We start from the raw sequence: 25,535 nt of genomic DNA on the forward strand, positions 1-25,535 counted from the left end.
CGGCTCGCGCCGCCCGCCGAGCGGGGCGGTGGCACGAGTAGCCACGAGCCGTCCATGCCGAGGTGCGAGTGGATGGTCCAGTCTCCCGTGCGAAGCAGGATGTGCTTACCGCGCGACTGTGCGCCGCTGACGGTGGTACCGGCCAATTGCACGGTGGCGTAGCGCGGCACGCGCAGTTCGCTGCGGATGAGCGTGCGCCCGGCAAGCGCGCGGGCAAGGTGGTGCGCCGCGCGATACGCGGTATCGCCTTCGGGCATGTGGCGCTCCTGTCTGGGCTAGCGGTGTCGGACGTGGCTGGTGATCGTGGGTTGGTTGGTGATTTGGGGTTGGCTGGTGATTTGCGGTTGGTTGGGCAGCAGGCCGCGCTCAGGGGCGAATCCGCAGCCCGCGCGGGCTCACCACAAACCCGGCTTCTTGCAGCCAGGTGGCCATATCGGTGCCGAGTACATAGGCGCCGTTGCAGCGCTCAATGATGAGATTCGGGATGCGCGCGGCCGTTACCGTGTCGGCAAGCGATCTCGCGGCGGCCCGCAGCACGGCGTCATCGTCGGTGAACGTCAGCAGCGTCTTGCCACCGCGCTCGACGTAGCAGGCCAGCAGCCCATCAACAATTGTCACCAACCCGCCAGCCTTGCGGCCCGGACGGTGCGTCGTTTCTTGACCGTTCGCATCCGGCCAGGGGAGCGCGGCGCCGAATGGATTGGCCGGGTCGGTAGCCGCGAGCGTAATGGTGCGCGCGGTATCGGCGGGTTCGGATTCGTCATCGCGGTGCAGTGCCCGCAGCCGGTCAATTGCCCCGGCGGTCGCGAACTGGGCCGCGCCGAGCTCGGAGACGAAATAGCCGCGGCGGGCATGACCTGCTCCCTCAAACTCGCTCAGCACGCGGTACACGTGCGCGAATCCGCCGGCGAGGTCGGCGGCAGCGCCGCGGGTGACGACGCCCAACCGTTCGAGCAGTAGCTCTCCGGTGGCCTGGGCACGCAGGGTTGGTTCGGATGCACCGAGTACGGCAATCGACCACCGTCCGGCACCGCTGGGTGGTACCGGCGCGCTCGACTGCGCGGGCATCGTGAACTGCGCCCGCCACATCCGTCCGCGAGCCGGCCGCGAAGCCGTGCGATGCGCAGCACTTGATTTCTTGCCAGCGCCGCCTGCGAGCAGTGACCGCATTCCGGTTAGGGAGTCGTTGGTCACGAGCCCGGCCCACGCCAACTCCCACAGCGCATTGGTGACGGCCGTTGGGTCCGGCGCGCTCGCGGACTTGGGCGGCGTGCCAGTGCCCGTGCCGGTGCCGGTGCCGGTGCCGGTGCCGGTGCCGCTGCCACTGCCAGTGCCGATGCCGGTGCCGGTGTCTTCCGTTTGGGCCGCAGCCTGCTGCCCGGCGATACGGGCGCAGCATTCCGGTACGAACGCGGCACCCTGCTGTAGCGCTCGGTACGCCTGCTGCGCGAGCGGCGAGCATTCGACCAGCGGCGTTTGCGGTTCAAGCGGCAGCGTGAGTGGACCGAGATCTTGCGTGTGCAGGCTGAACCAGCCATCGGCTCCGCCGATCGCACCGTGACCGTGCCAGCGTACTTCGCCGCTGGCGAGCAGCTGGTCAAGCAGCGCGGGCGCGTAGTCGGCAACGCGGGAAGGCAGTACGAGCGACTCCCAGGCGGATGCGGGCAGCGCCACGCCCTGCAATTGGTCGATTGTGGCGAGCAGACCGTCGATGCCGCGGGGTTGCGGTGCGGCATCGTGTGCCACCGACGCACCGGCAGCGCCGAGAGCGTGCACTTGCTGCCATTCCGGCATGAACCGGGCGAGGGCCCGCTGTGATACCGGCGCGATTTCGCCGCGCAACTTCGCCAGCGTGCGGTTGCGGATGCGGCGCAGCACGTTCGCGTCGACCCATTCGGTGCCGATGCCGCCAGGTCGGAACTCGCCGCGCTGAACCGTGCGGGCAAGCTCGAGCCGCTGCAATGCATCCGTTGCAATGGCAATGCCGATACCGAGGTACTCGGCCAATTGAGTGACGGTGAACGGGCCGTGCGTGCGCGCGTAGCGGTGCACCAGGTCGCCGAGCGGGTCGGCAACGGGTTCGAGCAGCGCGGTGGGCATTCCCGGTGGTGGCGGCACACCAAGGGCGTCACGCAGGCGGGCAACGTCTTCGACGGCAGCAATGCAAGCTTCGCTACGGATGCGGACGGTCACCGCGCGCTTAGCGTCGATGAGTTCCTGCACTGCGGCTTCGGTCTCGGCAAGGTTGGCGTGAGTGGGTGCCGATTCGGACTCGGTGTCGCCGAGCAGCGGCACATGGTCTGCACCCGCATTCGTTTCGGACTCCGATGCCTGCAGCCGCCGCGCAATTGCATCGACCGGCAGCGGACCGACGAGCCGCAACAGGTCGCTCACGCCCTCCGTGCCGCGAACCTGCCGGTCGGGCGTCAGGTGCTGCAATTGGCGCTCGACCTCGTCGATGACCTCGGCATCGAGCAGCTCGCGCAGCGACGCCGTACCGAGCAGATCTGCCAGCAGGTTCGCATCCATCTGCAGCGCCGCCGCGCGACGTTCGGCCAGCGGCTGGTCGCCCTCGTACATGAACTCGCCCACGTACCCAAAGAGCAGGGTCTGTGCGAACGGTGAGGGCGACTCGGTGGTGACTTCTACGACGCGCACCTCGCGATTCGTGACGCGCGTGAGCAACCCGCGCAGCGCATCCAAGTCGTAGACATCGTGCAGCACTTCGCGCACGGTCTCGAGGATCATCGGAAAATCAGGGTGTGCTCGCGCCACTTCGAGTAGCTGCGCGGCGCGCAGGCGTTGCTGCCACAGCGGCGCACGCTTACCCGGATGCAGTCGCGGCAGCAGCAGCGCACGCGCGGCGTTCTCGCGGAACCGGGCCGCGAACAGCGCCGAGCCGCCGACCTCGCGGGTAATGATCGTCTCGATCTCATCGGCCGCGAACGCGAATAGCTCAGCGCCCGGTGGCACGTCGTCGATGTCGGGAATGCGCACCACGATGCCGTCATCGCTAGCGATTGCACTGGCTTCCATGCCGAAGCGTTCGCGCACGCGGGCAGTGACCATCAGCGCCCACGGTGCGTGTACGGGCCGGCCATACGGCGAGTGCAGAATCACTCGCCAATCGCCGAGCTCATCGCGCACGCGTTCGATCACGAGCTGCCGGTCGTGGGGTGCGTGTCCGGTGACCTCAAGCTGTTCGCGCACATAGGCAATCAGGTTGTCGGATGCGTAGGCATCGAGTACGGCCGCAACCTCGCGCGGCAGCACGGTTGCGGTTTCGGCCGCATCACCCGCGGGAGCCCCGGCGAGGTTGGTCGCAATCTCGCGCACGCACGCGCCGATGGCTTCGCCCAGCTCGGCCGGACGGCCGAGGGCATCGCCAGTCCAAAACGGTAGCCGGCCAGGTTCACCAAACGCGGGCGCCACCGTGACCCGGTCGGGGCCGATCTCGCGGATTCGCCACGATGTTGCACCAAGAGCGATGACATCGCCCACGCGGGATTCGTAGACCATCTCTTCGTCGAGCTCGCCCACGCGCAGCCCACCGGCGCGGCGGCGTCCGCCCGTCGCTGACGCGAGCGATCCGTCATCGGATTCGGGCGTGCCTTCCTCGGCACCGGTGGCCATAAACACCCCAAACAGGCCGCGGTCGGGGATGGTGCCGCCCGACACCACGGCGAGACGCTGCGCACCGGGGCGGCCCTCGAACCAGTCAGCGTCGCGGTTCCAAACGATGCGCGGCTTCAACGAGGCGAACGCATCCGACGGGTATTTTCCGGCCAATAGGTCGAGCACGGATTCGAGCAGTGCCGTACTGAGCCCGGCAAACGGCGCGGCTTTTCGCACGCACGCGAGCCACGCATCCACCTGCCAGCGGTCGATTGCAGCGGCCGCGACCGTGTGCTGGGCGAGCACATCGAGCGGCTGCGCGATCGCGCGCATGTGTTCGATATTGCCGGCCAGCATGCGGGATGCGACCACGGCGGTGCGCAGCACATCGGCGCGGTGCTTGGGGTACAGCTCGGCGTGCGAGACGGCGCCCACCTGGTGTCCGGCACGGCCGATTCGCTGCAGGCCGCTGGCGACGCTCGGGGGCGACTCGACCTGAATCACCAGCTCAACATCACCCATATCGATGCCGAGCTCAAGGCTCGACGTGGCCACCACGCAACGCAGCTTGCCGGTCTTGAGCGCGTCCTCGACCTCGGCGCGCTGCTCTTTGGATACCGAGCCGTGGTGTGCCCGGGCGAGGTCAGTTGCGGCTCCCGCAAACTCGCCAGAACCGCCGATCAGATCGGCGTTCTTGATGCGGCGCGATGGGACTGTGGCCTCGGCCGTGTTGCTAGATGTGGCAGTGCCGGCTGCCGCGGTATCGGGTAAAGCAGTCGCTGTAGCCGCTTCGGCGGCTTCGGATGCGAGTCGCTCGTGATGCAGACGCCGCTCGTATTCCTCGTTGAGGCGCGCGGTGAGCCGCTCGGCGAGCCCGCGTGAATTCACGAACACGATGGTGGAGCGATGCGCCAAGACCCGGTCAACAATGTCGGATTCGATATACGGCCACACCGATCCGGGGCGGTTACCGTCGCCCGCATCGTCGCGAATGGCGCGGGTGGCGTCGCCAAACAAGTCGGCGTCGTTGGGGTCGATTGAATCCGCGCTTCGGGCCATCGGGGTAATCGACGAAAGATCCGGAACCGGCACCACGACGCGCAAGTCAAACGCTTTCTCGCTCGCCGGCGCGACGATTGACACGGGCGCGGCACCGCCGAGGAACGTCGCGACCGCATCGAGCGGGCGAACCGTGGCCGACAAGCCGATGCGCTGCACCGGTGCTTCGAGTAGCGCATCAAGACGCTCGAGCGATACCGCAAGGTGCGCACCGCGTTTAGTCGCAGCAACTGCGTGCACCTCGTCGACAATGACGGTCCGCACATTGCGCAGCATCTTGCGAGCGCTCGACGTCAACAGCAGGTACAGCGACTCGGGCGTCGTGATCAAAATATCGGGCGGGTTGGACACCTGTTTGCGCCGTTCCGCCGGGGGAGTGTCGCCCGATCGCACCCCGACCGTGATGTCGACGGCTGGGCGGTCGAGTTCAGCCTGCACCTGCGCAATACCCACCAGCGGCGCGGTGAGGTTGCGCTCCACGTCGACGCCGAGCGCTTTCAGCGGCGAAATATAGAGGATGGACGGGCCGCGGCCACTGCGTTCGCTACGGTCACCGCCGCGACCGCTACCGGCAGCATCCGCATCCGCATCCGCATCCGCACGAGAACTCACATCCGCATCCGTGCCGGCACCAGCACCACCGGCACCCGATCGCTCGGCAACCAACCGGTCAATCGCCCACAGAAACGCCGCCAACGTCTTACCCGAACCGGTCGGCGCGACCACCAGGGTGTGCGCACCGGTCTGAATCGAGGCCCACGCTTCGCGCTGCGCCCGCGTCGGCTCGGCAAACGCGCGCCGAAACCAGGTGGCGCTCGCCTCACTAAACCGCGACAGTGCATCCGAATCGTGCATGTACCAAGCAAACCACCAACCACCGACAATTCATGGTGCGCCGTCACCGTGATGGGGCAGTATGGGGACATGGACGTACGTACACCCGATCCCGAGTCCTCTGGCTGGCTGAGCGAAGACGACCTCGCGTTTATCCGACGACGAACGCCGATTCTGTACGTCGAAGCGATCCCGGTGCGGTTGGATGCGGCCGGTCGCGTCGAGTCACTCGGCCTGATGCTGCGGGCAAACGAAGACGGCCTCATCACCCGATCGTTTGTTTCCGGACGCGTGCAATACGGTGAGCGCGTGCGTGACGCCCTGGTGCGCCACCTCGAGAAAGACCTTGGCGCCATGGCGTTCCCGCAGTTGCCGATGACGCTGGTGCCGTTCACCGTGGCCGAATTTTCGCCGCTGCCGGTCGGTGACCTTTACGACGAGCGTCAGCACGCCGTCGCGCTGGTGTACCTCGTGCCGGTGACCGGCGATTGCGAACCTCGTCAGGACGCGCTCGAAGTTACTTGGCTGACACCCGAAGAAGCGAAGGACCCCGACCTGCTCGACGAGCTGGAAGGCGGTCGCGCACGAATTCTGCGCTGTGCGCTCGGACACATCTCCGCCTGGTGATGCACCAAAAATCGCGGGGAACTTTCTGGCACACCATGGCGCTCTAAACCCCGTGTTCTATCGCAACCGCGATATGGCATGAGACCACGCGTCGGTGCAGTCGAACTAACCGCAACGGAAAACGGAGATCCAGCATGAACATGCCGCAGGGATATCACCCATACCAGTACCAGCCACAGCAGCAACCGGACGAGGACTCAGTCGGTAGCTGGATCGGTACCTTCCTGCTGATGATGATCCCGCTGGTCAACATCATCATCATCATCGTCATGGCCTGCGGCGGCATGGGTACGCGCGCCAAGCAGAACTTCGCCCGCGCCTATCTCATCATCATGGTGATCGTCTTGCTGATCGGCGTCACGGTGGTCATTATCGGAAGCGCTGCGGGGTGGCTGAGCACGGACGTGTTGCATTCATATTCATCGAACTACTAGCAGTCAGTTGCTGCGGTAACCGCCGGGCTGGTGACGGGCTACGAATTCGTCGCTACCAGCCGGGCGTCGGCGGCCGATCAATCGGGGCATCCATCCACGCCGGTGGCGGTGCGGTGGATGCATCCGGTCGCGCCAGCCCCGCTCGCTCGGCCTGCAACGCAAATAGGCTCGGCCCGGGCGTCGGGCGACGCACCGCATCCTCGCAAATTTCAAAATCACGACGCGACAGCTCCACCCACCCGGGGCGGAGCTGCTCGCCCCAAAACCGCGAATCTCGCGTGAGCTCGAGCATGTCGCGTAGCGGACGAATCGGCGCGATCTGCGCATCCGCAAGCCACTGCACATCGTGACGCCACGGCGACTTGCCGCGCCCACCGACGCGATACGGTGCATCCGACAGCACGCGCCCCGCCTGCACTACGGAGCGCAGCGGTTCGCCATCGGGATTCTCGGTACGCGGGCAATACAGCACCACGCCATCGGCCTCGGCCATGACGTTGAGCGGTTGCTCGTCACCCCACGGATGCTGCACAAACCCGCCGGCAACCATCTCGCGGGCGCGATCGAGCGGATGCACGAACATCCAGTATCGAATTGCCATTGGGGGTACCTGACGACTACGTGGAGACCGTCAGCGAGGTGACGGGTGGGGGGGGAAAACCAGCGAGAGTGAACCTCGCGCGGTCAGCTTACGAACGCAGCGCGACCTTCGGCACGCGCGCGTACACCTCACCGGCGACGATGAGGTCCTGCCACGACATACCAACCGTCTTGTACACAGTCGGCTTGTCGCGGTCGATCTTCGCGGTGCCGCGTACAACATCACGCACCGTGATGAGGTCATCGGCCGTCAGCAGCCCGGCCTCAACCGCCAGCGCAACTTCGCCCGCTTCGCGCAGGGCAGTGTCGATGTCTTCGACGATCACGTTGGAGCGGCCCATGAGTTCGAGGTCGAGTTCATGGTTGTGCGCATTGTGCGAGCCGAGGGCAACGACCAGCGTGCCCGGTTGAATCAGGGATGCGGGGAACAGCGGCTCGGCCGCGCCCGTTGCGGTAACCACCAGGTCGGCACCCGGTACGGCAACATCGGGAGCCATCGCGTCACCAATGCGTGCATTCCAACCGTGCTCCGCCGCATTCGCCGCGAACATTTCGGCACGACGCGGATCGCGGCCGTGCACCACCAGGTTCTTCAACTGTGGGTGCAGCTGACGCAACCCGATTGCGTGCGCGCGGGCCTGCGCACCGTATCCGTACAGCACCGCACGCTCAGCGTCACGGCCAAGCAGCTTGCGGGTCACCAGCGCGGTGACGGCGACCGTGCGCAGATCGGTGAGCTCCGCACCGTCGATGAGTGCCTTCGGCGTAGTGGTGTCGGCATCCATCAGAATGTAGAAGCCCTGCGCGCGGTCGAGACGACGAGCCGGGTTGCCCGGGTTCACCGACATGAACTTTGCGCCCACCCAGTGCGAGGACTGCGATGCCATGAACATCAAGTAGTTGTCCTCTTTGAGCGGGTAGGTGTTTCGAGGGAAATCCTCGGCCGGCTCAACATCGTCGACCAGTGCGCGTTCGAGCGCCTGCGCGGCCATCTCGTAGCTGACGTGCTGGCGGATGTGCTGTTCGGTGATGTGCGCGATGCTCACAGCATTGGCTCCTTTAAACGTTGTGCGCCTCTCGGTCGCATGCTCCCTCCATCGTAAGACGCTGGAGCTTGGCGTTGGGCGCGAAAACTCGGCTTAGTTGGCGGTGTCATCGATGGTTGCGGCGTGCTCGGTGGCGCGGCGGACTTCGGCTACGAACGCTTCGATGGCGCTGGTTGGCGTGTCCCACGCGGTCATCAACCGCACCGAATTCGGGATGAACGGCCAGTCATAGAAGCGGCTCCCCGAGGCCCGAACCCGGTCGGCAACCCCTGCCGGAAGCTGCACGAAGACCGCATTCGCGTCGACGGAACCGGCCACGGTGCATCCGGGAATCGCTGAGATCGACTCGGCCAGTAGCTGCGCCTGCGCGTTCGCGTGCTGCGCATTACGCAGGTAAAGGTCGCCCTCGTACAGGGCGAGCAGCTGCGCAGCCAAGAATCGCTGCTTGGATGCGAGCTGCAGGTTGATCTTCTGCAAGAACTCGATGCCGCGGGCACATTCTGGCCGCTTCACCACGACCGCTTCGGCCGCGAGCGCACCGTTCTTGGTGGCACCGAGCGAGAGGATGTCGACGCCCGCAGAGAGTTCGGCGAGCGAGGCACCGGTGGTGGCAGCGGCGTTCGCCAGACGCGACCCGTCGAGGTGAACGAGCAGGCCCTTGCGATGTGCGGCCGCGGTGAGCGCGGCAGTTTCTTCGGCACTGTAGACAGTGCCCAGCTCGGTGGAGTTTGAGAATGACAGCGCCCAGGGTTCGGCCGCGTGAACGTTGCTGCGGTCAATTTCGAGCGCATCGATCTGCGCGGCGGTGAGCTTGCCGTCGGGCGTGGGCAGCGGCAGGATCTTCAGCCCGCCGACGCGTTCCGGGGCGCCATTTTCGTCGGTGTTGATGTGGGCAGTGGCCGCGGCAACGACGCCACCCCAGCGTGGCATCACGGACTGCAGCGCGAGCACGTTCGCGCCGGTGCCGTTAAGGACTGGGTACGTCACCGCATCCGCACCGAAATGCTGGCGCATCACCTGCTGCAATCGCGCCGTGTAGGGGTCGTCGCCGTAGCCCGCGACGTGGCCCCCATTGGCCTGCGCGATGCGGTCGAGCACCTCGGGGTGCACGCCCGCGTAGTTGTCTGACCCAAAGTGGTACTGCGCCGCGTCGTGAAGCATTGGCGCGGTTGCGGCCGGGTGGTTCAGTTGCGAATTGGATGCATCGGGCGAAGACATGGGCAAGATCGTGCCATAAGTGGTGGCCGCGTCGCTGAATTGTGACGGGATGCGGTGTCATCGCGCGGGTGGGTTAGCTGCGCTGATCGATCCAGGTGATGAGGAACCGGCGGTCGAAGCGGCGCGAGCACTGACTACAGCTGACGGGCGTACTGGGGCGCCGGTGTCGGTGGAGTTCGTGACCGGCGGGGCAGACGCCGCGCCAGCGGTGATCTTGCGGCACCGGGCCGTCGTAGGTGCGTCCACCGGTGTAGCCAATGGCGGCGGCGATTTGCTGCCAGTGCTTGCCGTGACCGGCGCCGTGTCCCGCGAGCCCGTGCGCAATTTCGTGCAGCAGCGTCTGTTCGATTTGCTGCGCATCCATCAGCGGTAGCAGCTTGCGTGAGAGCGTGATCTGCTTGCGTGTGTAGTGACAGCTGCCGGCGCGCATCCGTGCATGATCAAACCGAAACGACCAGCTCGGCCCCAGGTGCTGCTGCACGAGGGCAGTGGCCACCGGATGCACCTGCTCGCAGAGCTCGGTGAGTTCGGCAGCGGTAATCGTCGTGCGGTGTACCGAGTCGCGGTCGGTGGATGCGGTGGCCAAGTGGGTGCGGGTGCCTAGCAGTCGATTGCCGAGAACGGCTCGGCCTGCTCGTCGGGTGCCGAGTGGCCTTCGATCTTCGCGCGCACGGCGCGGATCGCGAACTTGGTGGCGTCGACTTGGTCGCCCGCATTGCTGTCGGCTTCGCGGAACTTCAGTGCGCGCTCAAAGTCATGCAGGGCGTCGTCGAGTCGTTCGAGTTCGACGTGCACCTTGCCGCGGTTGTAGAGCGCGAAACCGGCCAGGGCGCCCCATTCGTGGGCGACGGCCTCGTCAACGCAATTGGTGAGTTCGCCGAGTGCGGTTTCGAGCTTGCCGCGGTAGTGCTCAACCTGGGCGCGGCGGATGCGTGCCTCGAGGGAGTCTTCGCGCGAGCCCGTGAACCGCGACTGGCGGGCTGCTGCCTGCGCCTTGTCGAAGGCTTCGTCGTAGCGGCCGAGCAGACGCAGCAGGGTGACTTGCTCGTTGAGCGCGGTCAGTGAACGGAACCGTTCGGCCTCGGCGAGACGCTCATTAGCGGCATCAACGTCGATGCGCTCGCGGAGGGTTTCCGGGTCAAAGCTGAGGATGATGGGTGCGTCAGTCACGCCACGAGGGTACCCGGGCGGATTCGGAAAACCGGGAATCCGCCCCGGCGCGTGCCGTGATCGGCGTTGGAGTTCCTGGTACTGGCACGCTGTTCAGCGGTCGGTGCAGGCCAGCCTCGCTTGACTGCACCAGTCTTGCTTGACGGAGCTAGTCTCGCTTGACTGAAAAGGTGCCGCGCCCCGGCTTCGGCGACGGCTTCGCGGCGGCATCGGTAATTGGCCGTGCACCGCGCAGCCACTCCACGGCCTGGCGGTCGTGCTGTACGACAGCGGGTGGGAAACCGGATGCGGCCAGTCGCGCAAGTCCCGCAAGTTCGAGCGGCTCGCGGGATGCGACGGCAACGATATTGCCAAAGCGGCGGCCCTTGAACACGGCCGGGTCACTAACGAGTAGTACTGACCCGAAGACCTCACGCATCGTCGCAATCTCTGAGCGCGCGAAGCCCAGGTCGTGTCCGTCGGCGACGTTGGCGAGCACGATGCCATCGGGCGCGACGTAGCGGGCGACCGACTCGAAGAACTCGAGCGAGGTTACGTGCGCGGGAGTTTGCGGACCGTCGAAGAGGTCAACGACCACCGCATCCGCCTTGCCGACGAGGCCACCGGGAAGGCGGTCGAGCTGTTCGCGCGCATCGCCGTACCGGATGCGGATGGATGCGTGTGCGGGCAGCGGCGCGACCGAGCGCACCAACTCGACCAGCTCGCGTTCGAGTTCGAGTACCTGCTGGCGCGAACCCGGGCGGGTGTGTTCAACGTAGCGGGGGAGTGTCAGTGCGCCGGCACCGAGGTGAAGCACAGTGATGGGTTTGCGTGCGTCGAAGGCCTGGTCGAGCACGTGGCCCATGTGGCGGATATAGCCGAATCGCAGTTCGCTCGGGTCGTCGAGGTTGAGGTGTGACTGCGGAGTGCCGTCGACGACGAGGTGCATGGAGCGGCCGTGGAGTTCGATCTGGGCTTGGGTGCCGGATGCGAACGTGCGGGTGAGGTCTGAGGGGGCGGTGGATGCGGTCACCCGGCAATTCTCCCACGCGCTGCTCGCGGCCCTCGTGTGGGCTGGGATTTGTGGGTGTCGAATGCATCCTGACAGTTCGCTGTGTGCTTTTTTGAATGAATCAAAAGAATGCGTAGGGTTGTGGTGATGATCAATGCAGCACATGCGCACTCCGCCACTGTCGCAGGTGGCGCACCGGCCGCCGCGGCCAGAGCGAGTGCTGCCGAAACCATCGACGTGAACTGGCCTGACCGCATCCGTGCCGCTGGCCTGCGCGTAACCAGCGGCCGCCTCGCGCTGCTGCGCGCGCTCGATGCGCACCCGCACGCCACCGTCGAAGAAGTGTATGAGCTGGCGGTGGCCGAAGGTCACCTCACCAAGCAGGCCGTGTACGTCAGCCTCGCCGAGTTCACCAACCGCGGACTCGTGCGTCGCATCGACCCGCCTGGTTCGGCCGCGCGCTACGAAACCCGCACCGACGACAACCATCACCACTTGGTTTGTGACGAATGCGGATGCATCGTCGACGTTGATTGCGCAATCGGCGCGGCTCCCTGTTTGCAGCCGGCCGACGATGCCGGATTTACCGTGCGAGTTGCCGAAGTGACCTACCGTGGCACCTGCCAGGACTGCCAGCACGCGGCCGCATGACCACCGGCGGCGGGGGCAACGACGCTCGCGCCGAATGACCGACCACCTGTTCCAACTGACCACCTGTTCAACTGTCCAAAAGACCGAGTCAACGAGGGGAAAACATGACTCAGATCGAACACAACATCGACCCAACCCTGCCGGCAACTCGCCAGTCGGGTCAGCACGCTGAGAGCAACCGCAACTCGCTCTCGGCCGGTGCCAACGGCCCACTGATGCTGCACGATGTGCAGCTCGTCGAGACGCTCGCTGCGTTCAACCGCGAGCGCGTGCCAGAGCGCAACCCGCACGCCAAGGGCTCGGGTGCCTTCGGTGAATGGGAAGTAACCGGCGACGTTTCGCAGTACACGTGCGCCAAGGCTTTCCAGCCGGGTGTCAAGGGCCGCATGCTCGCCCGCTTCTCGACCGTTGCCGGTGAGCAGGGCTCGCCGGACACCTGGCGTGACGTTCGTGGCTTCGCGCTGCGTTTCTACACCGAAGACGGCAACCTCGACATCGTCGGTAACAACACCCCGGTGTTCTTCCTGCGTGACCCAATGAAGTTCCCGAACTTCATCCGCTCGCAGAAGCGTCTGCCCGACTCGGGCCTGCGCTGCAACACCATGCAGTACGACTTCTGGACCCTCACGCCAGAATCGGCACACCAGGTGACCTACCTCATGGGTGACCGCGGTCTGCCGCGCACCTGGCGCCACATGAACGGCTACTCGTCGCACACCTACGCGTGGGCGAACGAAGCTGGCGAGCGCTTCTGGGTGAAGTACCACTTCATCAGCGACCAGGGCGTCGAAAACCTCAGCAACGAAGAGGCCGAAAAGATCGCCGGTGAGGACGCAGACTTCCACCGTCGCGACCTCTTCGACTCGATCGCCGAGGGTAACTTCCCGTCGTGGACCATCAAGGTTCAGGTCATGCCGTACGAGGACGCGAAGAACTACCGTTTCAACCCGTTCGACCTCACCAAGGTTTGGCCACACGCCGACTACCCGCTCATCGAGGTCGGTAAGTTCACGCTGAACGAAAACCCAGCGAACTTCTTCGCCGAAATCGAGCAGGCCGCGTTCTCGCCGTCGAACTACGTACCGGGCACCGGCATCTCGCCAGACAAGATGCTGCTCGGTCGCGTGTTCTCGTACCCGGATGCGCAGCGCGCCCGTATCGGCACCAACTACAACCAGCTGCCGGTCAACATGCCGATCAATAAGGTCAACCACTACACCTTCGACGGCAACATGCGCTTCTTCCACTCGGGTAACGCGCCGGTGTACGCACCGAACTCGTTCGGTCGCCCGTACGCCGACGACGAGGGCGTAGTCGAGAACTCGTGGCAGGTGGATGGCGAGCTCGTTCGCAGCTCGTACGAACTGCACGCTGAGGACGACGACTTCAGTCAGGCCGGCGCGCTCGTGCGCGACGTCTGGGACGACGCCGCTCGCGACCGTTTCGTTGACACCGTTGCCGGTTCGCTGGCAACCGTCATCGAGCCCGTACTCTCGCGTGCTTTCGAATACTGGAAGAACGTGGACGCCGAAACCGGTGCCCGCATCGAAGCTAAGGTGCGCGCTGGCGCTGCCGAAAAGGGTGAAATCCCTGGCGGCGACCCGGCAAACGCCTAGTCGTTCCTCGCCGAGCCGTTAAGTTGCTCGCAACCGGATGCCCCGCTCGCTGTGGCGGGGCATCCGTGCGTTTCCGTGCGGTTGCCTGCGCTCGCACGTGCACCTGGCAGGCAGTGGTATCAGTTTGATACCATCCAGGGTATGGCTATGACGCTTCGGTTGACGAGCGACGATGAACAGGTGCTTGCTGCGCTCGCGGAATCACAAGGAATTAGTCGCCAAGAAGCGACGATTCGAGCAATTCACGAAGCCGCGAGTCGTCGAGCGCACGTACAAGCGGTGACGGACTCGTCTGCACGGGCGCGCGCTCGCTACGCCGACCTTCTCGAACGACTTGGCAAGTAGGTGCGAGTTGGTATCGCCCGTGTACTTGACCACCGAGGATCTGGTCGCGCTCGCGGGCGATCTCGGTGTCGGGCCGATTCGCGACCTCGGATTATTGGAAGCTGCTGCCCATCGCCCCACAACTGAGCTGTGGGGGAACCCTGCATATTCGACGCTCGAGCTGAAGGCTGCAGCGTTGCTTGAATCCATCGTTCGACACCACCCACTTGTCGACGGAAACAAGCGCCTTGGGTGGCTGAGCGTCGTCGTGTTCCTCGATATCAACGGTGTCTGGCTCGAAGCGCCAGACGACGATGCCTATGGATTGGTGATTGCCGTCGCCGAAGGACGCACCACGCTGACTGCAATCGCTGAAGTCCTGCGCAAGTGGTTCGTGGCGAGCTAGTGCTGCTCGGGCTAAGTCAGTAACTGCGGCTTACCAGCCGCGTTCGCGCCACTCGGCCAGGTGCGGGCGCTCGGCGCCGAGGGTGGTGGATGCGCCGTGTCCCGGGTACACGATCGTGTCGTCGGGCAGCTTGTTAAAGACGCGCGCTTCGAGGTCATCCATCAGCGAGGTGAACTCGGCGTCGGTCGAGGTCTTGCCCGGGCCGCCCGGGAACAGCGAATCGCCGGTGATCAGGCGGGGGACTTCGCCGTCCTGTTCGAGTAGCAGCGCAATCGAGCCCGGGGTGTGGCCGCGCAGCCCGATGACGGTGATGTCGTGCGTGCCGATCCGGATCGTGTCGCCGTCGACTACGGTGCGGTCGCTGCCGATCGGAATACCGGCCGCATCCGCCGCCCCCGCGATGCTCGGCACCGAGTAGTGCTGCTTGCATTCGGCAAGCGCGCCCCAGTGGTCGTGGTGAGCGTGCGTGGTCACAATGGCAATCGGATGCACGTCGGCGCGTTCCGCAGTCACCGCGCGGGTGCGTGCCGCGTCGACGAGGCGCACGATTGCGGGAGCGTTGTCGGCGGCATCAACGATGCAGGTTTCGCCCGACTCAATGTCGACGATGACATAGCAGTTGTTCTCGAAGTCATTGACCTCGGCGTAGAGGATCTCGAAGGCACCGAACGCGTCGAGAGTGGGCATCATCAGCGAGTGGTCAGTGGGTTCCGTGCTCGTTTGGTGGGCGGTGGCGTCGTGCGACATTGCGTGCTCCATGACCTCACGGTATCCAGTACGGATGCGTGCCACCTGTTAACGTGTATGCGGCAGCGGCGGGGGAGTGTAACCGAACTCGACGCGAAGCCATAGCGTTTGCATCCATATTTCTCAAATCTCCTCTTTACTCTGCGATTTTTCCTGCATATAGTGGATATTTGCGCTTCGTCGCTCCCTGCCTTCATATTGCGGTCGGCTCGGTTGTAGTTGTTCATTGGTCTGTGCGCTTGATCCGGTCGGTTTAGAGCGCGGCGTTTGACAGGGTTCACCCGGCGATTTCCTGGGGATTTCCTGCAAAATGCGGGTGACGTACGGTCACCACATGCAATGCACCTCCGCATCCGGCGACGGGGCCTGGTAACCCACCCACACGCCCATGCAATCTGAGTTCCGCCGGCCAGCGGAACCTGTGGAGGTAATTCACTTGGCTGCTGCGAATAACGCATCCACCACACCAAAGTCGGGCCGTAACGCGCACCGACTTTCATTCGCCTCAATTCAGGACACGCTTGAAGTTCCTGACCTGCTCTCGCTGCAAACCGAGTCGTTCGACTGGCTCGTTGGCAACGACATGTGGAAAGCACGTCTCGCTTACGAGCTCGAGACCACCGGCGGCAACGATGTCCCGCGTACTTCGGGTCTGGACGAGGTCTTTGAAGAGATCTCGCCGATCGAAGACAACGCTGGCTCGATGCAGCTGACGTTCCGTCACCCCTACCTCGAGCCAGAAAAGTACTCGATCGACGAATGCAAGGAACGCGGTAAGACCTACGCGGCTCCGCTCTACGTCGAAGCCGAGTTCATGCGCTTCGAGACCGGTGAAATCAAGACCCAGACGGTCTTCATGGGCGACTTCCCGCTCATGACCGACAAGGGTACGTTCATCATTAACGGCACCGAGCGTGTCGTTGTTTCGCAGCTGGTTCGTTCGCCAGGTGTCTACTTCGAGCGCACGCCCGAGAAGAACTCGGACATCGACGTCTACTCGGCACGCGTCATCCCTTCGCGTGGTGCGTGGCTCGAGTTCGAGGTCGACAAGAAGGGTCTCGTTGCCGTTCGTATTGACCGCAAGCGTAAGCAGCCGGTCACCATCTTCCTGCGCGCCATCGGCCTCAGCGAAGAAGAGATCCGCGCCGAGTTCGCAGGCTACGAGTCGCTGCTCGAAACCCTGTCGAAGGACGACGCCAAGATCCAGACCCAGGAAGAAGCCCTGCGCGACATCTACCGCAAGCTTCGTCCGGGTGAGCAGGTGGCTTCGGAAGCCGCTCGCGCGCTGCTCGACAACTACTACTTCAACCCGAAGCGCTACGACCTCGCCAAGGTTGGTCGCCACAAGATCAACCGCAAGCTCGGCCTCGAAGCACCAATTTCGGACTCGGTACTCAGCGTCGAAGACATCGTCGCCACCATCAAGTACCTCGTTGCCCTGCACAAGGGTGAAACCACGATCGAAGGCACCCGCAACGGTGGCGAGATTGTTGACATCGCACTCGACGTCGACGACATCGACCACTTCGGTAACCGCCGCATCCGCGCCGTTGGTGAGCTCATCCAGAACCAGGTTCGCACCGGTCTGAGCCGCATGGAGCGCGTCGTTCGCGAACGCATGACCACGCAGGAGATCGACTCGATCACCCCGCAGTCGCTGATCAACGTTCGCCCCGTTGTTGCGGCCATCAAGGAGTTCTTCGGAACCTCGCAGCTCTCGCAGTTCATGGACCAGAACAACCCGCTCGCGGGTATTACCCACAAGCGTCGTCTTTCGGCACTTGGCCCGGGTGGTCTGAGCCGTGAGCGCGCCGGTGTTGAGGTTCGTGACGTTCACGCATCGCACTACGGCCGTATGTGCCCGATTGAAACTCCTGAAGGTCCAAACATTGGTCTGATTGGTTCGCTCGCATCGTTCGCGCGCATCAACGCCTTCGGTTTCATCGAAACCCCGTACCGCCGTGTCGACAACGGCCTCGTTACCAACGAGATCCATTACCTCTCGGCTGCTGACGAAGACGAGTACGTCGTTGCCCAGGCCAACGCGCCGCTCGACGAGAACAACCGCTTTGCTGACGAAGACGTCCTCGTGCGTCTTAAGGGCGGCGAAGTAGAGCTCGTTCCAGCTGCTGAGGTTGACTACATGGACGTCTCGCCGCGCCAGATGGTGTCGGTGGGTACCTCGCTCATTCCGTTCCTCGAGCACGACGACACGAACCGTGCCCTCATGGGTGCGAACATGCAGCGCCAGGCTGTGCCACTGCTGCGTTCGAACTCGCCAATCGTTGGTACCGGTATGGAGGGCTACAGCGCCATCGACGCCGGTGACGTTGTTACTGCCGTTAACGCCGGTGTCGTGACCTCGGTTTCGGCCGATCAGGTCATTGTGCAGACGGATGCGGGTGGCAGCGAGTCGTACTTCCTCCGCAAGTTCGAGCGCTCCAACGCTGGTACCTGCTACAACCACCGCGTCATCGTCAAGGCTGGCGACCGCGTTGAGGTTGGCGAAGTTATCGCTGACGGTCCGGCTACCGAAAACGGTGAGCTCGCCCTCGGTAAGAACCTGCTCGTGGCATTCATGCCTTGGGAAGGTCACAACTTCGAAGACGCGATCATCATCAGCCAGAACCTGGTGAAGAACGACGTGTTGTCGTCCATCCACATCGAAGAGTACGAAGTGGACGCACGTGACACGAAGCTGGGTCGTGAAGAGATCACCGCCGACCTGCCAAACGTTGGTCAGGACATGCTCAAGGACCTCGACGAGCGCGGCATCATCCGCATCGGTGCTGAGGTTCAGCCTGGTGACATCCTCGTCGGTAAGGTCACGCCTAAGGGTGAGACCGAGCTTTCGGCTGAAGAGCGCCTGCTGCGCGCCATCTTCAACGAGAAGAGCCGCGAAGTTCGCGACACCTCGCTGAAGGTTCCGCACGGCCAGTCGGGTACCGTCATCGGCGTCAAGGTCTTTGACGTTGAGAACGGTGACGACGAGCTCGGCTCGGGCGTTAACCAGCGCGTTGTCGTCTACATCGCCCAGAAGCGCAAGATCACCGAAGGTGACAAGCTTGCTGGTCGTCACGGTAACAAGGGTGTCATCGCCAAGATCCTCCCTGAAGAGGACATGCCATTCCTCGAGGACGGCACGCCGGTTGACATCATCCTGAACCCGCTCGGTATTCCGAAGCGCATGAACCTCGGTCAGGTGCTCGAATCGCACCTCGGCTGGATCGCAACTCAGGGTTGGGACATCGAAGGTTCGCCGGAGTGGGCAGCAAACCTGCCCGAAGAGGCGTACCACGTTGAGCCAGGAACCAAGGTGGCAACGCCAGTGTTCGACGGTGCAACGTCGTCGCAGCTGACCGGTCTGCTCGGTTCGACCCGCCCGAACGCCGATGGTGTTCGCCTGGTTGGCACCGACGGCAAGACCCGTCTGTTCGACGGTCGCTCGGGTGAGCCATTCCCAGACCCAATCTCGGTTGGCTACATGTACATGCTCAAGCTGCACCACCTGGTTGACGACAAGATCCACGCTCGTTCGACCGGTCCGTACTCGATGATCACCCAGCAGCCGCTCGGTGGTAAGGCACAGTTCGGTGGTCAGCGCTTCGGTGAGATGGAAGTTTGGGCCCTTGAAGCGTACGGCGCTGCCTACACGCTGCAGGAGCTGCTCACCATCAAGTCCGACGACATCGTTGGTCGTGTTAAGGCCTACGAGTCGATCGTTAAGGGCGAGAACATCCAGAAGGCCGGTATCCCTGAGTCGTTCCGCGTGCTCGTTCGCGAAATGCGTTCGCTGTGCCTGAACGTCGAGGTACTTGCCGCTGACGGCAGTGTCGTCAGCCTCGAAGAGAACGACGACGACGCCTACCGCGCCGCCGAAGAACTCGGTATCAACATCTCCAGTCGCTTCGAGTCATCCTCGGTCGAAGAGATCTAACCCCCACTCGATGACGAAGCTTTTTAACTAGGGAGAATCAAGAATTGATCGACGCAACCAAGTTTGACAGCCTCAGCATTGGGCTGGCCACGAGCGAGGACATCCTCGGCTGGTCACGTGGTGAGGTCAAGAAGCCTGAGACGATTAACTACCGTACGCTCAAGCCCGAGAAGGACGGTCTGTTCGGTGAACAGATCTTCGGTCCTTCACGCGACTGGGAATGTGCCTGCGGTAAGTACAAGCGTGTTCGCTTCAAGGGCATCATCTGTGAACGCTGTGGTGTAGAGGTAACGAAGTCGGCTGTGCGCCGTGAGCGCATGGGTCACATCAAGCTCGCCGCCTCGGTAACGCACATTTGGTACTTCAAGGGTGTTCCTTCGCGCCTGGGCTACCTGCTCGACATGGCACCAAAGGACCTCGAAAAGGTCATCTACTTCGCGGCCTACATGGTCGTCGACGTAGACGAAGAAGGACGTCGCGACGACCTCGGTGACCTCGAGAAGGAACTGCGCCTCGAGATCGACACTCGCGGCAAGCAGCGCGACTCGCAGATCAACGAGCGCCTCGCCAAGCTCGAAAAGGACCTGGCAACGCTTGAAGAGGAAGGCGCCACCGCCGACCAGAAGCGCAAGACCAAGGACGCCGCCGAGAAGGAAATGGCTCGCCTGCGCAAGGAAGTTGACGGCGACATCGCCCAGCTCGAGCGCGTATTCGAGTCGTTCAAGACGCTCAAGGTTGGCGAACTCAAGCCAGACGACGCCGACTACGCCGAGCTCGTCGACCGCTACGGCGACTACTTCGAAGCCCACATGGGTGCCGAAGCAATCCAGCGCCGTCTGCGTGACTTCGATCTCGAAGCCGAAGCTGAAATCCTGCGCGAGCAGATCCAGAACGGCAAGGGTCAGAAGAAAATCCGCGCCATCAAGCGCCTCAAGGTGGTCAACGCATTCCTGCAGACCGACAACAAGCCAGAGGCAATGGTCCTCGACGTGATTCCGGTGATCCCACCAGAACTGCGTCCGATGGTCCAGCTTGACGGTGGCCGCTTCGCGACCAGTGACCTCAACGACCTCTACCGTCGTGTCATCAACCGCAACAACCGCCTCCGCCGCCTGCTTGACCTCGGTGCACCCGAGATCATCGTGAACAACGAAAAGCGCATGCTGCAGGAAGCCGTTGACGCACTGTTCGACAACGGTCGCCGTGGTCGTCCAGTAACCGGTACCGGTAACCGCGCACTCAAGTCGCTCAGCGACATGCTGAAGGGTAAGCAGGGTCGATTCCGTCAGAACCTGCTCGGTAAGCGTGTTGACTACTCGGGTCGTTCGGTAATTATCGTGGGTCCCCAGCTGCAGATGCACCAGTGTGGTCTGCCCAAGCAGATGGCCCTCGAGCTGTTCAAGCCGTACGTTATTAAGCGCCTGATCGACCTCGGTCACGCCTCGAACATCAAGGCAGCAAAGCGCTCGGTTGAGCGTGCGAAGCCTGAGGTTTGGGACGTCCTCGAAGAGGTCATCCGTGAGCGCCCAGTACTGCTGAACCGTGCACCTACGCTGCACCGCCTCGGTATTCAGGCATTCGAGCCGCAGCTCATTGAAGGTAAGGCAATCCAGCTGCACCCGCTCGCTTGCTCGGCGTTCAACGCTGACTTCGACGGTGACCAGATGGCTGTCCACCTGCCGCTGTCGGTTGAGGCTCAGGCCGAAGCTCGCGTGCTCATGCTCGCTTCGAACAACATCCTCAAGCCGTCGGACGGTCGCCCGGTAACCCTGCCTTCGCAGGACATGGTTGCTGGTCTCTACCACCTCACGTTCGTTCGTGAGGATGCGGTTGGTGCCGGTCGCGCATTCGCGACGAGTGCCGAAGCGATCATGGCTATGGACGAAGGCACGCTGCACCTTAACGCGCCCATCACCATCCGTATGAACGACCTTTCGTTCATGCCTGGTGACACGCCGGAAGGCTTTGTTGAAGGCAAGCCGTTCAACCTGAAGACGACCCTCGGTCGTGCACTGTTCAACGACCTGCTGCCAGACACCTACCCGTACCTCGAAGACACGATGACCAAGGGACGCCTCTCGGGCGTTGTGAACTACCTTGCGGAGCGTTTCGACAAGGACGTAGTAGCGGCAACGCTCGACGCGATTAAGGACGCCGGTTTCTACTGGGCAACCCGCTCGGGTATCTCGCTCGCGTTCTCGGACGTTGTGGTTCCGGACACCAAGGAAGCCATCGTTGCCGAGACCGAAAAGAAGGTTGCTGCCCTTCGTGACGACTACGCCATGGGTCTTTCGACTCAGGCCGAGTACCGCGAGCAGACCATTGGTCTGTGGGAAGAAGCAACCGAGCGCGTAGCTGCTGACACCCGTGAGCAGTTCCCGTCGAGCAACTCGATTCACCGAATGGTGACCGCAGGTGCTAACGGTAACTGGCTGCAGGTTCGTCAGATTGCCGGTATGCGAGGCATCGTGGCAAACCCGAAGGGTGAGAAGATCGCTCGTCCGATCATCCACTCGTACCGCGAGGGTCTGACCGTTCTCGAGTACTTCTCGTCGACGCACGGTGCTCGTAAGGGTCTTGCTGACACCGCTCTGAAGACCGCTGACTCGGGTTACCTGACCCGTCGTCTGGTGGACGTTTCACAGGATGTCATCATCCGCGAAGAAGACTGTGGCACCAAGAAGGGTCTGCTGCACAAGATCTCGCAGGTCGACGCTGCAGGCAACGTATCGCTGGCCGACAACGTCGAGAACTCGGTCTACGCCCGTACCCTCGCGACCGACGTAACGGATGCATCCGGTAACGTGCTCGCGACCGCAGGCGAGCCTGTTGGCGACGTGCTCATTGAGCGCCTCGTTGGCGAAGGCGTCACCGAAGTTACCGTTCGTTCGGTGCTCTCGTGTGAGTCGGCAGTTGGTGTTTGTGCCAAGTGCTACGGCCGTTCGATGGCGTCGAGTGAGCTCGCTGACCTCGGTGAGGCCGTCGGTATTATCGCGGCCCAGTCGATTGGTGAGCCCGGTACCCAGCTGACGATGCGTACCTTCCACACCGGTGGTATCGCCGGTGCTACGGACATCACGCAGGGTCTGCCTCGTGTGCAGGAGCTCTTCGAAGCTCGTACCCCGAAGGGTGCTGCACCGCTGTCGGCCGTTGCCGGTGTGATCTCGATTCAGGACACCGAGCGTCAGCGCAAGATCATCCTGACGCCAGACGACAAGGACGAAGAGACGATCACCTACCCGGTATCGCGCTTCGTCGAGCTGCTCGTCGAAGACGGTGCCCGCGTTGAGCCAGGTACACAGCTCACCGAAGGTCCGCTGGATCCGAAGGACGTACTTGAGATTCTCGGTACCGCCGCGGTTCAGAAGTACCTCGTTGAGGGCGTGCAGGGCGTTTACAACTCCCAGGGTGTGCCGATCCACGACAAGCACATCGAGGTTATTGTTCGCCAGATGCTGCGCAAGGTCACGATCAACGACTCGGGTGAAACCGACATGCTCCCCGGTGAGCTCGTTGACCGCCAGCGCTTCCAGGCGACCAACCGCCAGTCGGTGACCGAAGGTCGCCGCCCGGCTTCGGGTCGTCCAGAAGTCATGGGTATCACCAAGGCGTCGCTCGCTACCGAGTCGTGGCTGTCGGCCGCTTCGTTCCAGGAAACCACCCGCGTACTTACGCAGGCGGCTATGGAACAGAAGACCGACCCGCTGCTCGGCCTCAAGGAGAACGTCATCATCGGTCGTCTCATCACCGCTGGTACCGGTCTGCCGCAGTACTCGCAGATGGACGTGGAGCCGACGGAAGAAGCTCGCGCAGAGCGCTTCCCGTTTGCGCCACAGGACCAGATCGACTTCACCAATGACCTGTCGATCAGCGACTTCGATTCGTTCATCACGGACGGAGACTTCGGCGGCTCACTGAGCTAGTCCGAATGGCTCTGGCCACGATCTACGGCGTTGGCGTCAACTTCGGTTGGCGCCAACGCCGTTTTCCGGCAGTTGCGGTAGCACTCGAAGTAGCCGCATCCAGATCTGCCTTCGTGACTCGGTTACGCAGTTTCACGGGCAATGCGTCCTTCAACCGCGCAAAACGAGTCACCTATGGCGGTGACTGGGCGCGATTCACCAGCACACACGCGCCAGTATTTTCAGGATGCATCCAGTCTTGGTTTCGGTGTTTGGCGCGCCGTTACGCGGTTGGCGACCGGCGCGCCCATACGATTGCCACATGACTGACCAGCAGGACTTTGAGAAGCCCACCCCCGAGCAGCCGGCAACTGCCGACGCCTTCGCGCCCGAAACCGCTGCATCGGCACCGGGCGATCACAACGCAGCCAATCCCGCAGCAAGCGGCATTGACCCGCACCTGATGGGACAGTTCGGCGGACAGCAGCGCCCGAACGTGCCCAACGTTGCACCAAGCGAAGGCCCCCGCGAGCCGATCCGCGTCGGTAACGATGGCCAGGCTGAGACCGCGGCCGCAGCGCCGGCCGTTGACTTCGGCGGCACCTCGGACGCCACCGCTGACGCCGCCAACGAGCCATCGGCTGAATCGTCGAACGCTGGCGCACCAGCCGCGGAAACTGACGCCCCAGCTAACGCGTACGGTGCCGATGTTCCTGCCGACAAGCAAGCCACCGAGCTGGACGAAGCGCTGGCACGCTCGCGCGCGATTCCCGAAGACGGTGACCTGAACGTGCCACCGGCAGACTTCAGCCGCGAATCGGTCGAGGCAGAAGACTCGTCAGCGGCTGCGCAGGTGGGGGAGACCGACGCTTCGGCAACTGCGGTACCGGATGCATCCGGTACTGAACACGCTGAGCCAGCGTTCGCCGCAGCTCCAGTTGTTGGTGGCACCGCTGCCCAGGACACTCAGACAATCAACGACACGGCGCAGCTGCGCGGTGAAGACGTCACACCGGTCGCGACGGCTCCGGCCCCTGGCGCATCGGCGAACCCAGACCTTGAGCCGATCGCCGACGAAGACCGCACCACCACCGAAGGCCTGGTAATGCCGCCGGAGAAGCGCGGCAACCGTGGCTTCGCGGTGTTCATTGCGGTGCTCGCCAGCGCCGTATTTGCTGGCCTGTTCGCCACCGGTTTTGCGGCAGCCGCCATCGTGTTCGGTGGCGCCACTGGCAACTTCGTTGACGTGCTGATGGGATTCATCGGTACCGCAGCGTTCTACGTTCCGGTTGCGCTGTTCACGATCGTGATGGTGCTCTGGTCGCTGCTCGCCAACCGCGCCGGCTGGTGGACCTACATCATCGCCAGCTTCTTCTTGGCGTTCATTGCCTTCGCTGGCTACCACTTGGGCATCGCCGCGCAGGACGTCGTCAACGGCAGCGCCTTCTCGGTTGACAAGTTCATCGCGTCGCTGAAGGCACCGGAACAGCTTCCGGGCGCACTCATTGCCTTCATCGCTGCTCGCGAATCGGCGTTGTGGATCGGCGGGTTCTCGTCGCTGCGTGGCCGCCGTATCAAGCGCAAGAACGCAGAAGCACAGGCCGAGTACGACCGCAAGGTCGCCGAAGAGCGCGAACTTTCAGTAGCTGTGTAACCCGATTGGGCGGTCGATGACATCGGCAGCCCAAACTCATCCGAGCCCCACGAGATCTCACCCCGCCTGCCAGCCTGCCGGCACTCACGACCCGCGACTACCGCATCCACCGAAGGGAAGTACCCCCATGCCGCCACAACTGCGCGCAGTGCTCGAAGTGCTTCCGGGATGGGAGCGGTTTGAATTCGCTGGCTCGCTCGGGGGAGTGCGCCACCTCGCAAGCGACAAGGGGTTGCACCCGAACGTCATCGTCACCCTCGACAAATGGGCGGGTGCGGTGGATGCGGAGCGCGCGATTTCGGTCGTCAGTGAGCAGTTGCGCGGTGCCGGCGCGACCATCCGCGCCACGACCGATCTCTCCGAAGACGAGCGCGCGATCGTTGAAATTCAAACGGATGAACCGGGTGACGATGCCGGTCCCGTGCGGGTTCGCTACCGCCTGACGCTGCTGCCAGTCGCGGGCGATACGCTCGTGCTGACCGGTATCGCGACCTGCCGTTTGACGCAGGATGCGGTGCTCGCGAACGACTTTTCACGCATTCTTGCGTCGGTCGAACTGCAAGCCCACGGCAATAACCCCAGTGAACATGTGTAACCGCGCTTGACGGTGTTTCGTCGCGTTGGTTAAGATGTTTCGGTGCGCCAAATTCTGGCGTGCCTGAACGTGCGCAAACGCTGCCTTCACGGTGGCTGCGCGACGGTAA

19 protein-coding genes are annotated in these 25,535 nt (G+C 63.5%); 10 read left to right on the plus strand and 9 right to left on the minus strand.

The window, feature by feature from the left end:
* Together ZBI01S_RS03400 and ZBI01S_RS03405 are read right to left on the minus strand one after the other, a co-directional pair.
* Positions 1 to 257: DNA-formamidopyrimidine glycosylase family protein (locus ZBI01S_RS03400; protein ID WP_281173219.1), on the minus strand; the 257-nt coding region annotated here is incomplete at its 3' end.
* A gap of 109 nt (positions 258 to 366) precedes the next feature.
* Positions 367 to 5,529 carry an Lhr family ATP-dependent helicase gene (locus ZBI01S_RS03405; RefSeq protein ID WP_066056420.1) on the minus strand — a complete coding sequence of 1,721 codons (5,163 nt, stop codon included), beginning with the start codon at positions 5,527 to 5,529 and terminating at the stop codon, positions 367 to 369.
* Positions 5,530 to 5,598: 69 nt separating this feature from the next.
* On the opposite strand from ZBI01S_RS03405, the gene ZBI01S_RS03410 reads away from it, so the two are divergent.
* Complete coding sequence (locus ZBI01S_RS03410; RefSeq protein ID WP_066056423.1) at positions 5,599 to 6,135, plus strand: DUF4916 domain-containing protein; 537 nt, start codon at positions 5,599 to 5,601, stop codon at positions 6,133 to 6,135.
* 134 nt (positions 6,136 to 6,269) lie between these two features.
* The gene (locus ZBI01S_RS03415; RefSeq protein ID WP_066056426.1) at positions 6,270 to 6,569 is read left to right on the plus strand and encodes a hypothetical protein; all 300 of its coding nucleotides are present in this window, start codon (positions 6,270 to 6,272) and stop codon (positions 6,567 to 6,569) included.
* Between the two features lie 52 nt (positions 6,570 to 6,621).
* Here ZBI01S_RS03415 and ZBI01S_RS03420 read toward each other — a convergent pair whose 3' ends face one another.
* The 6 genes from ZBI01S_RS03420 to ZBI01S_RS03445 form a co-directional block, all read right to left on the minus strand.
* The gene (locus ZBI01S_RS03420) at positions 6,622 to 7,170 is read right to left on the minus strand and encodes an EVE domain-containing protein (protein WP_159421372.1); all 549 of its coding nucleotides are present in this window, start codon (positions 7,168 to 7,170) and stop codon (positions 6,622 to 6,624) included.
* Positions 7,171 to 7,258: 88 nt separating this feature from the next.
* Positions 7,259 to 8,215: an ornithine cyclodeaminase family protein gene (locus ZBI01S_RS03425; RefSeq protein ID WP_066056432.1), complete on the minus strand. Its 957-nt coding sequence runs from the start codon at positions 8,213 to 8,215 to the stop codon at positions 7,259 to 7,261.
* Between the two features lie 93 nt (positions 8,216 to 8,308).
* Positions 8,309 to 9,433: a threonine aldolase family protein gene (locus ZBI01S_RS03430; protein ID WP_083524470.1), complete on the minus strand. Its 1,125-nt coding sequence runs from the start codon at positions 9,431 to 9,433 to the stop codon at positions 8,309 to 8,311.
* A gap of 73 nt (positions 9,434 to 9,506) precedes the next feature.
* Positions 9,507 to 10,019, minus strand: coding sequence for a SprT-like domain-containing protein (locus ZBI01S_RS03435; RefSeq protein ID WP_245610529.1), 513 nt, complete (start codon positions 10,017 to 10,019; stop codon positions 9,507 to 9,509).
* Positions 10,020 to 10,033: 14 nt separating this feature from the next.
* Complete coding sequence (locus tag ZBI01S_RS03440) at positions 10,034 to 10,603, minus strand: tetratricopeptide repeat protein (protein ID WP_066056434.1); 570 nt, start codon at positions 10,601 to 10,603, stop codon at positions 10,034 to 10,036.
* Positions 10,604 to 10,751: 148 nt separating this feature from the next.
* A complete protein-coding gene (locus tag ZBI01S_RS03445) occupies positions 10,752 to 11,615 on the minus strand; it encodes a spermidine synthase (RefSeq protein ID WP_066056437.1) in 864 nt (287 codons plus the stop codon).
* Between the two features lie 126 nt (positions 11,616 to 11,741).
* Between ZBI01S_RS03445 and ZBI01S_RS03450 the strand changes: the two genes are divergently transcribed.
* The 4 genes from ZBI01S_RS03450 (at position 11,742) to ZBI01S_RS03465 (ending at position 14,591) form a co-directional block, all read left to right on the plus strand.
* Positions 11,742 to 12,245, plus strand: a complete 504-nt coding sequence (locus tag ZBI01S_RS03450) for a Fur family transcriptional regulator (RefSeq protein WP_083524471.1) — start codon at positions 11,742 to 11,744, stop codon at positions 12,243 to 12,245.
* A 104-nt stretch (positions 12,246 to 12,349) separates the two neighbouring features.
* Positions 12,350 to 13,861, plus strand: a complete 1,512-nt coding sequence (locus ZBI01S_RS03455; protein ID WP_066056440.1) for a catalase — start codon at positions 12,350 to 12,352, stop codon at positions 13,859 to 13,861.
* A 141-nt stretch (positions 13,862 to 14,002) separates the two neighbouring features.
* Entirely contained in the window at positions 14,003 to 14,206 is a 204-nt protein-coding gene (locus ZBI01S_RS03460; RefSeq protein WP_066056443.1) for a CopG family transcriptional regulator, read from the plus strand.
* A 19-nt stretch (positions 14,207 to 14,225) separates the two neighbouring features.
* Positions 14,226 to 14,591: a type II toxin-antitoxin system death-on-curing family toxin gene (locus ZBI01S_RS03465; protein ID WP_066056446.1), complete on the plus strand. Its 366-nt coding sequence runs from the start codon at positions 14,226 to 14,228 to the stop codon at positions 14,589 to 14,591.
* A gap of 30 nt (positions 14,592 to 14,621) precedes the next feature.
* Here ZBI01S_RS03465 and ZBI01S_RS03470 read toward each other — a convergent pair whose 3' ends face one another.
* Positions 14,622 to 15,383: an MBL fold metallo-hydrolase gene (locus ZBI01S_RS03470; protein ID WP_159421373.1), complete on the minus strand. Its 762-nt coding sequence runs from the start codon at positions 15,381 to 15,383 to the stop codon at positions 14,622 to 14,624.
* Positions 15,384 to 15,774: 391 nt separating this feature from the next.
* Between ZBI01S_RS03470 and rpoB the strand changes: the two genes are divergently transcribed.
* The 4 genes from rpoB (at position 15,775) to ZBI01S_RS03490 (ending at position 25,426) form a co-directional block, all read left to right on the plus strand.
* Entirely contained in the window at positions 15,775 to 19,275 is a 3,501-nt protein-coding gene (rpoB, locus tag ZBI01S_RS03475) for a DNA-directed RNA polymerase subunit beta (protein ID WP_066056969.1), read from the plus strand.
* A 44-nt stretch (positions 19,276 to 19,319) separates the two neighbouring features.
* Complete coding sequence (locus tag ZBI01S_RS03480) at positions 19,320 to 23,198, plus strand: DNA-directed RNA polymerase subunit beta' (RefSeq protein ID WP_066056452.1); 3,879 nt, start codon at positions 19,320 to 19,322, stop codon at positions 23,196 to 23,198.
* 301 nt (positions 23,199 to 23,499) lie between these two features.
* A complete protein-coding gene (locus ZBI01S_RS03485; protein WP_066056455.1) occupies positions 23,500 to 24,831 on the plus strand; it encodes a hypothetical protein in 1,332 nt (443 codons plus the stop codon).
* A 127-nt stretch (positions 24,832 to 24,958) separates the two neighbouring features.
* Positions 24,959 to 25,426: a hypothetical protein gene (locus tag ZBI01S_RS03490; RefSeq protein WP_066056458.1), complete on the plus strand. Its 468-nt coding sequence runs from the start codon at positions 24,959 to 24,961 to the stop codon at positions 25,424 to 25,426.
* The last annotated feature ends 109 nt before the right edge of the window (positions 25,427 to 25,535 follow it).

The organism is [Zimmermannella] bifida NBRC 103089 (assembly GCF_001570925.1).
Classification (GTDB): domain Bacteria; phylum Actinomycetota; class Actinomycetes; order Actinomycetales; family Microbacteriaceae; genus Gulosibacter; species Gulosibacter bifidus.

What these genes read in the sequence shown, in the direction of transcription:
- ZBI01S_RS03430 (WP_083524470.1), bottom strand. Translation starts at nt 9,433, where the DNA reads ATGTCTTCGCCCGATGCATCCAATTCGCAACTGAACCACCCGGCCGCA.
- ZBI01S_RS03455 (WP_066056440.1), top strand. Translation starts at nt 12,350, where the DNA reads ATGACTCAGATCGAACACAACATCGACCCAACCCTGCCGGCAACTCGC.
- ZBI01S_RS03490 (WP_066056458.1), top strand. Translation starts at nt 24,959, where the DNA reads ATGCCGCCACAACTGCGCGCAGTGCTCGAAGTGCTTCCGGGATGGGAG.
- ZBI01S_RS03410 (WP_066056423.1), top strand. Translation starts at nt 5,599, where the DNA reads ATGGACGTACGTACACCCGATCCCGAGTCCTCTGGCTGGCTGAGCGAA.
- ZBI01S_RS03405 (WP_066056420.1), bottom strand. Translation starts at nt 5,529, where the DNA reads ATGCACGATTCGGATGCACTGTCGCGGTTTAGTGAGGCGAGCGCCACC.
- ZBI01S_RS03485 (WP_066056455.1), top strand. Translation starts at nt 23,500, where the DNA reads ATGACTGACCAGCAGGACTTTGAGAAGCCCACCCCCGAGCAGCCGGCA.
- ZBI01S_RS03460 (WP_066056443.1), top strand. Translation starts at nt 14,003, where the DNA reads ATGGCTATGACGCTTCGGTTGACGAGCGACGATGAACAGGTGCTTGCT.
- ZBI01S_RS03420 (WP_159421372.1), bottom strand. Translation starts at nt 7,170, where the DNA reads ATGGCAATTCGATACTGGATGTTCGTGCATCCGCTCGATCGCGCCCGC.
- ZBI01S_RS03450 (WP_083524471.1), top strand. Translation starts at nt 11,742, where the DNA reads ATGATCAATGCAGCACATGCGCACTCCGCCACTGTCGCAGGTGGCGCA.
- ZBI01S_RS03415 (WP_066056426.1), top strand. Translation starts at nt 6,270, where the DNA reads ATGAACATGCCGCAGGGATATCACCCATACCAGTACCAGCCACAGCAG.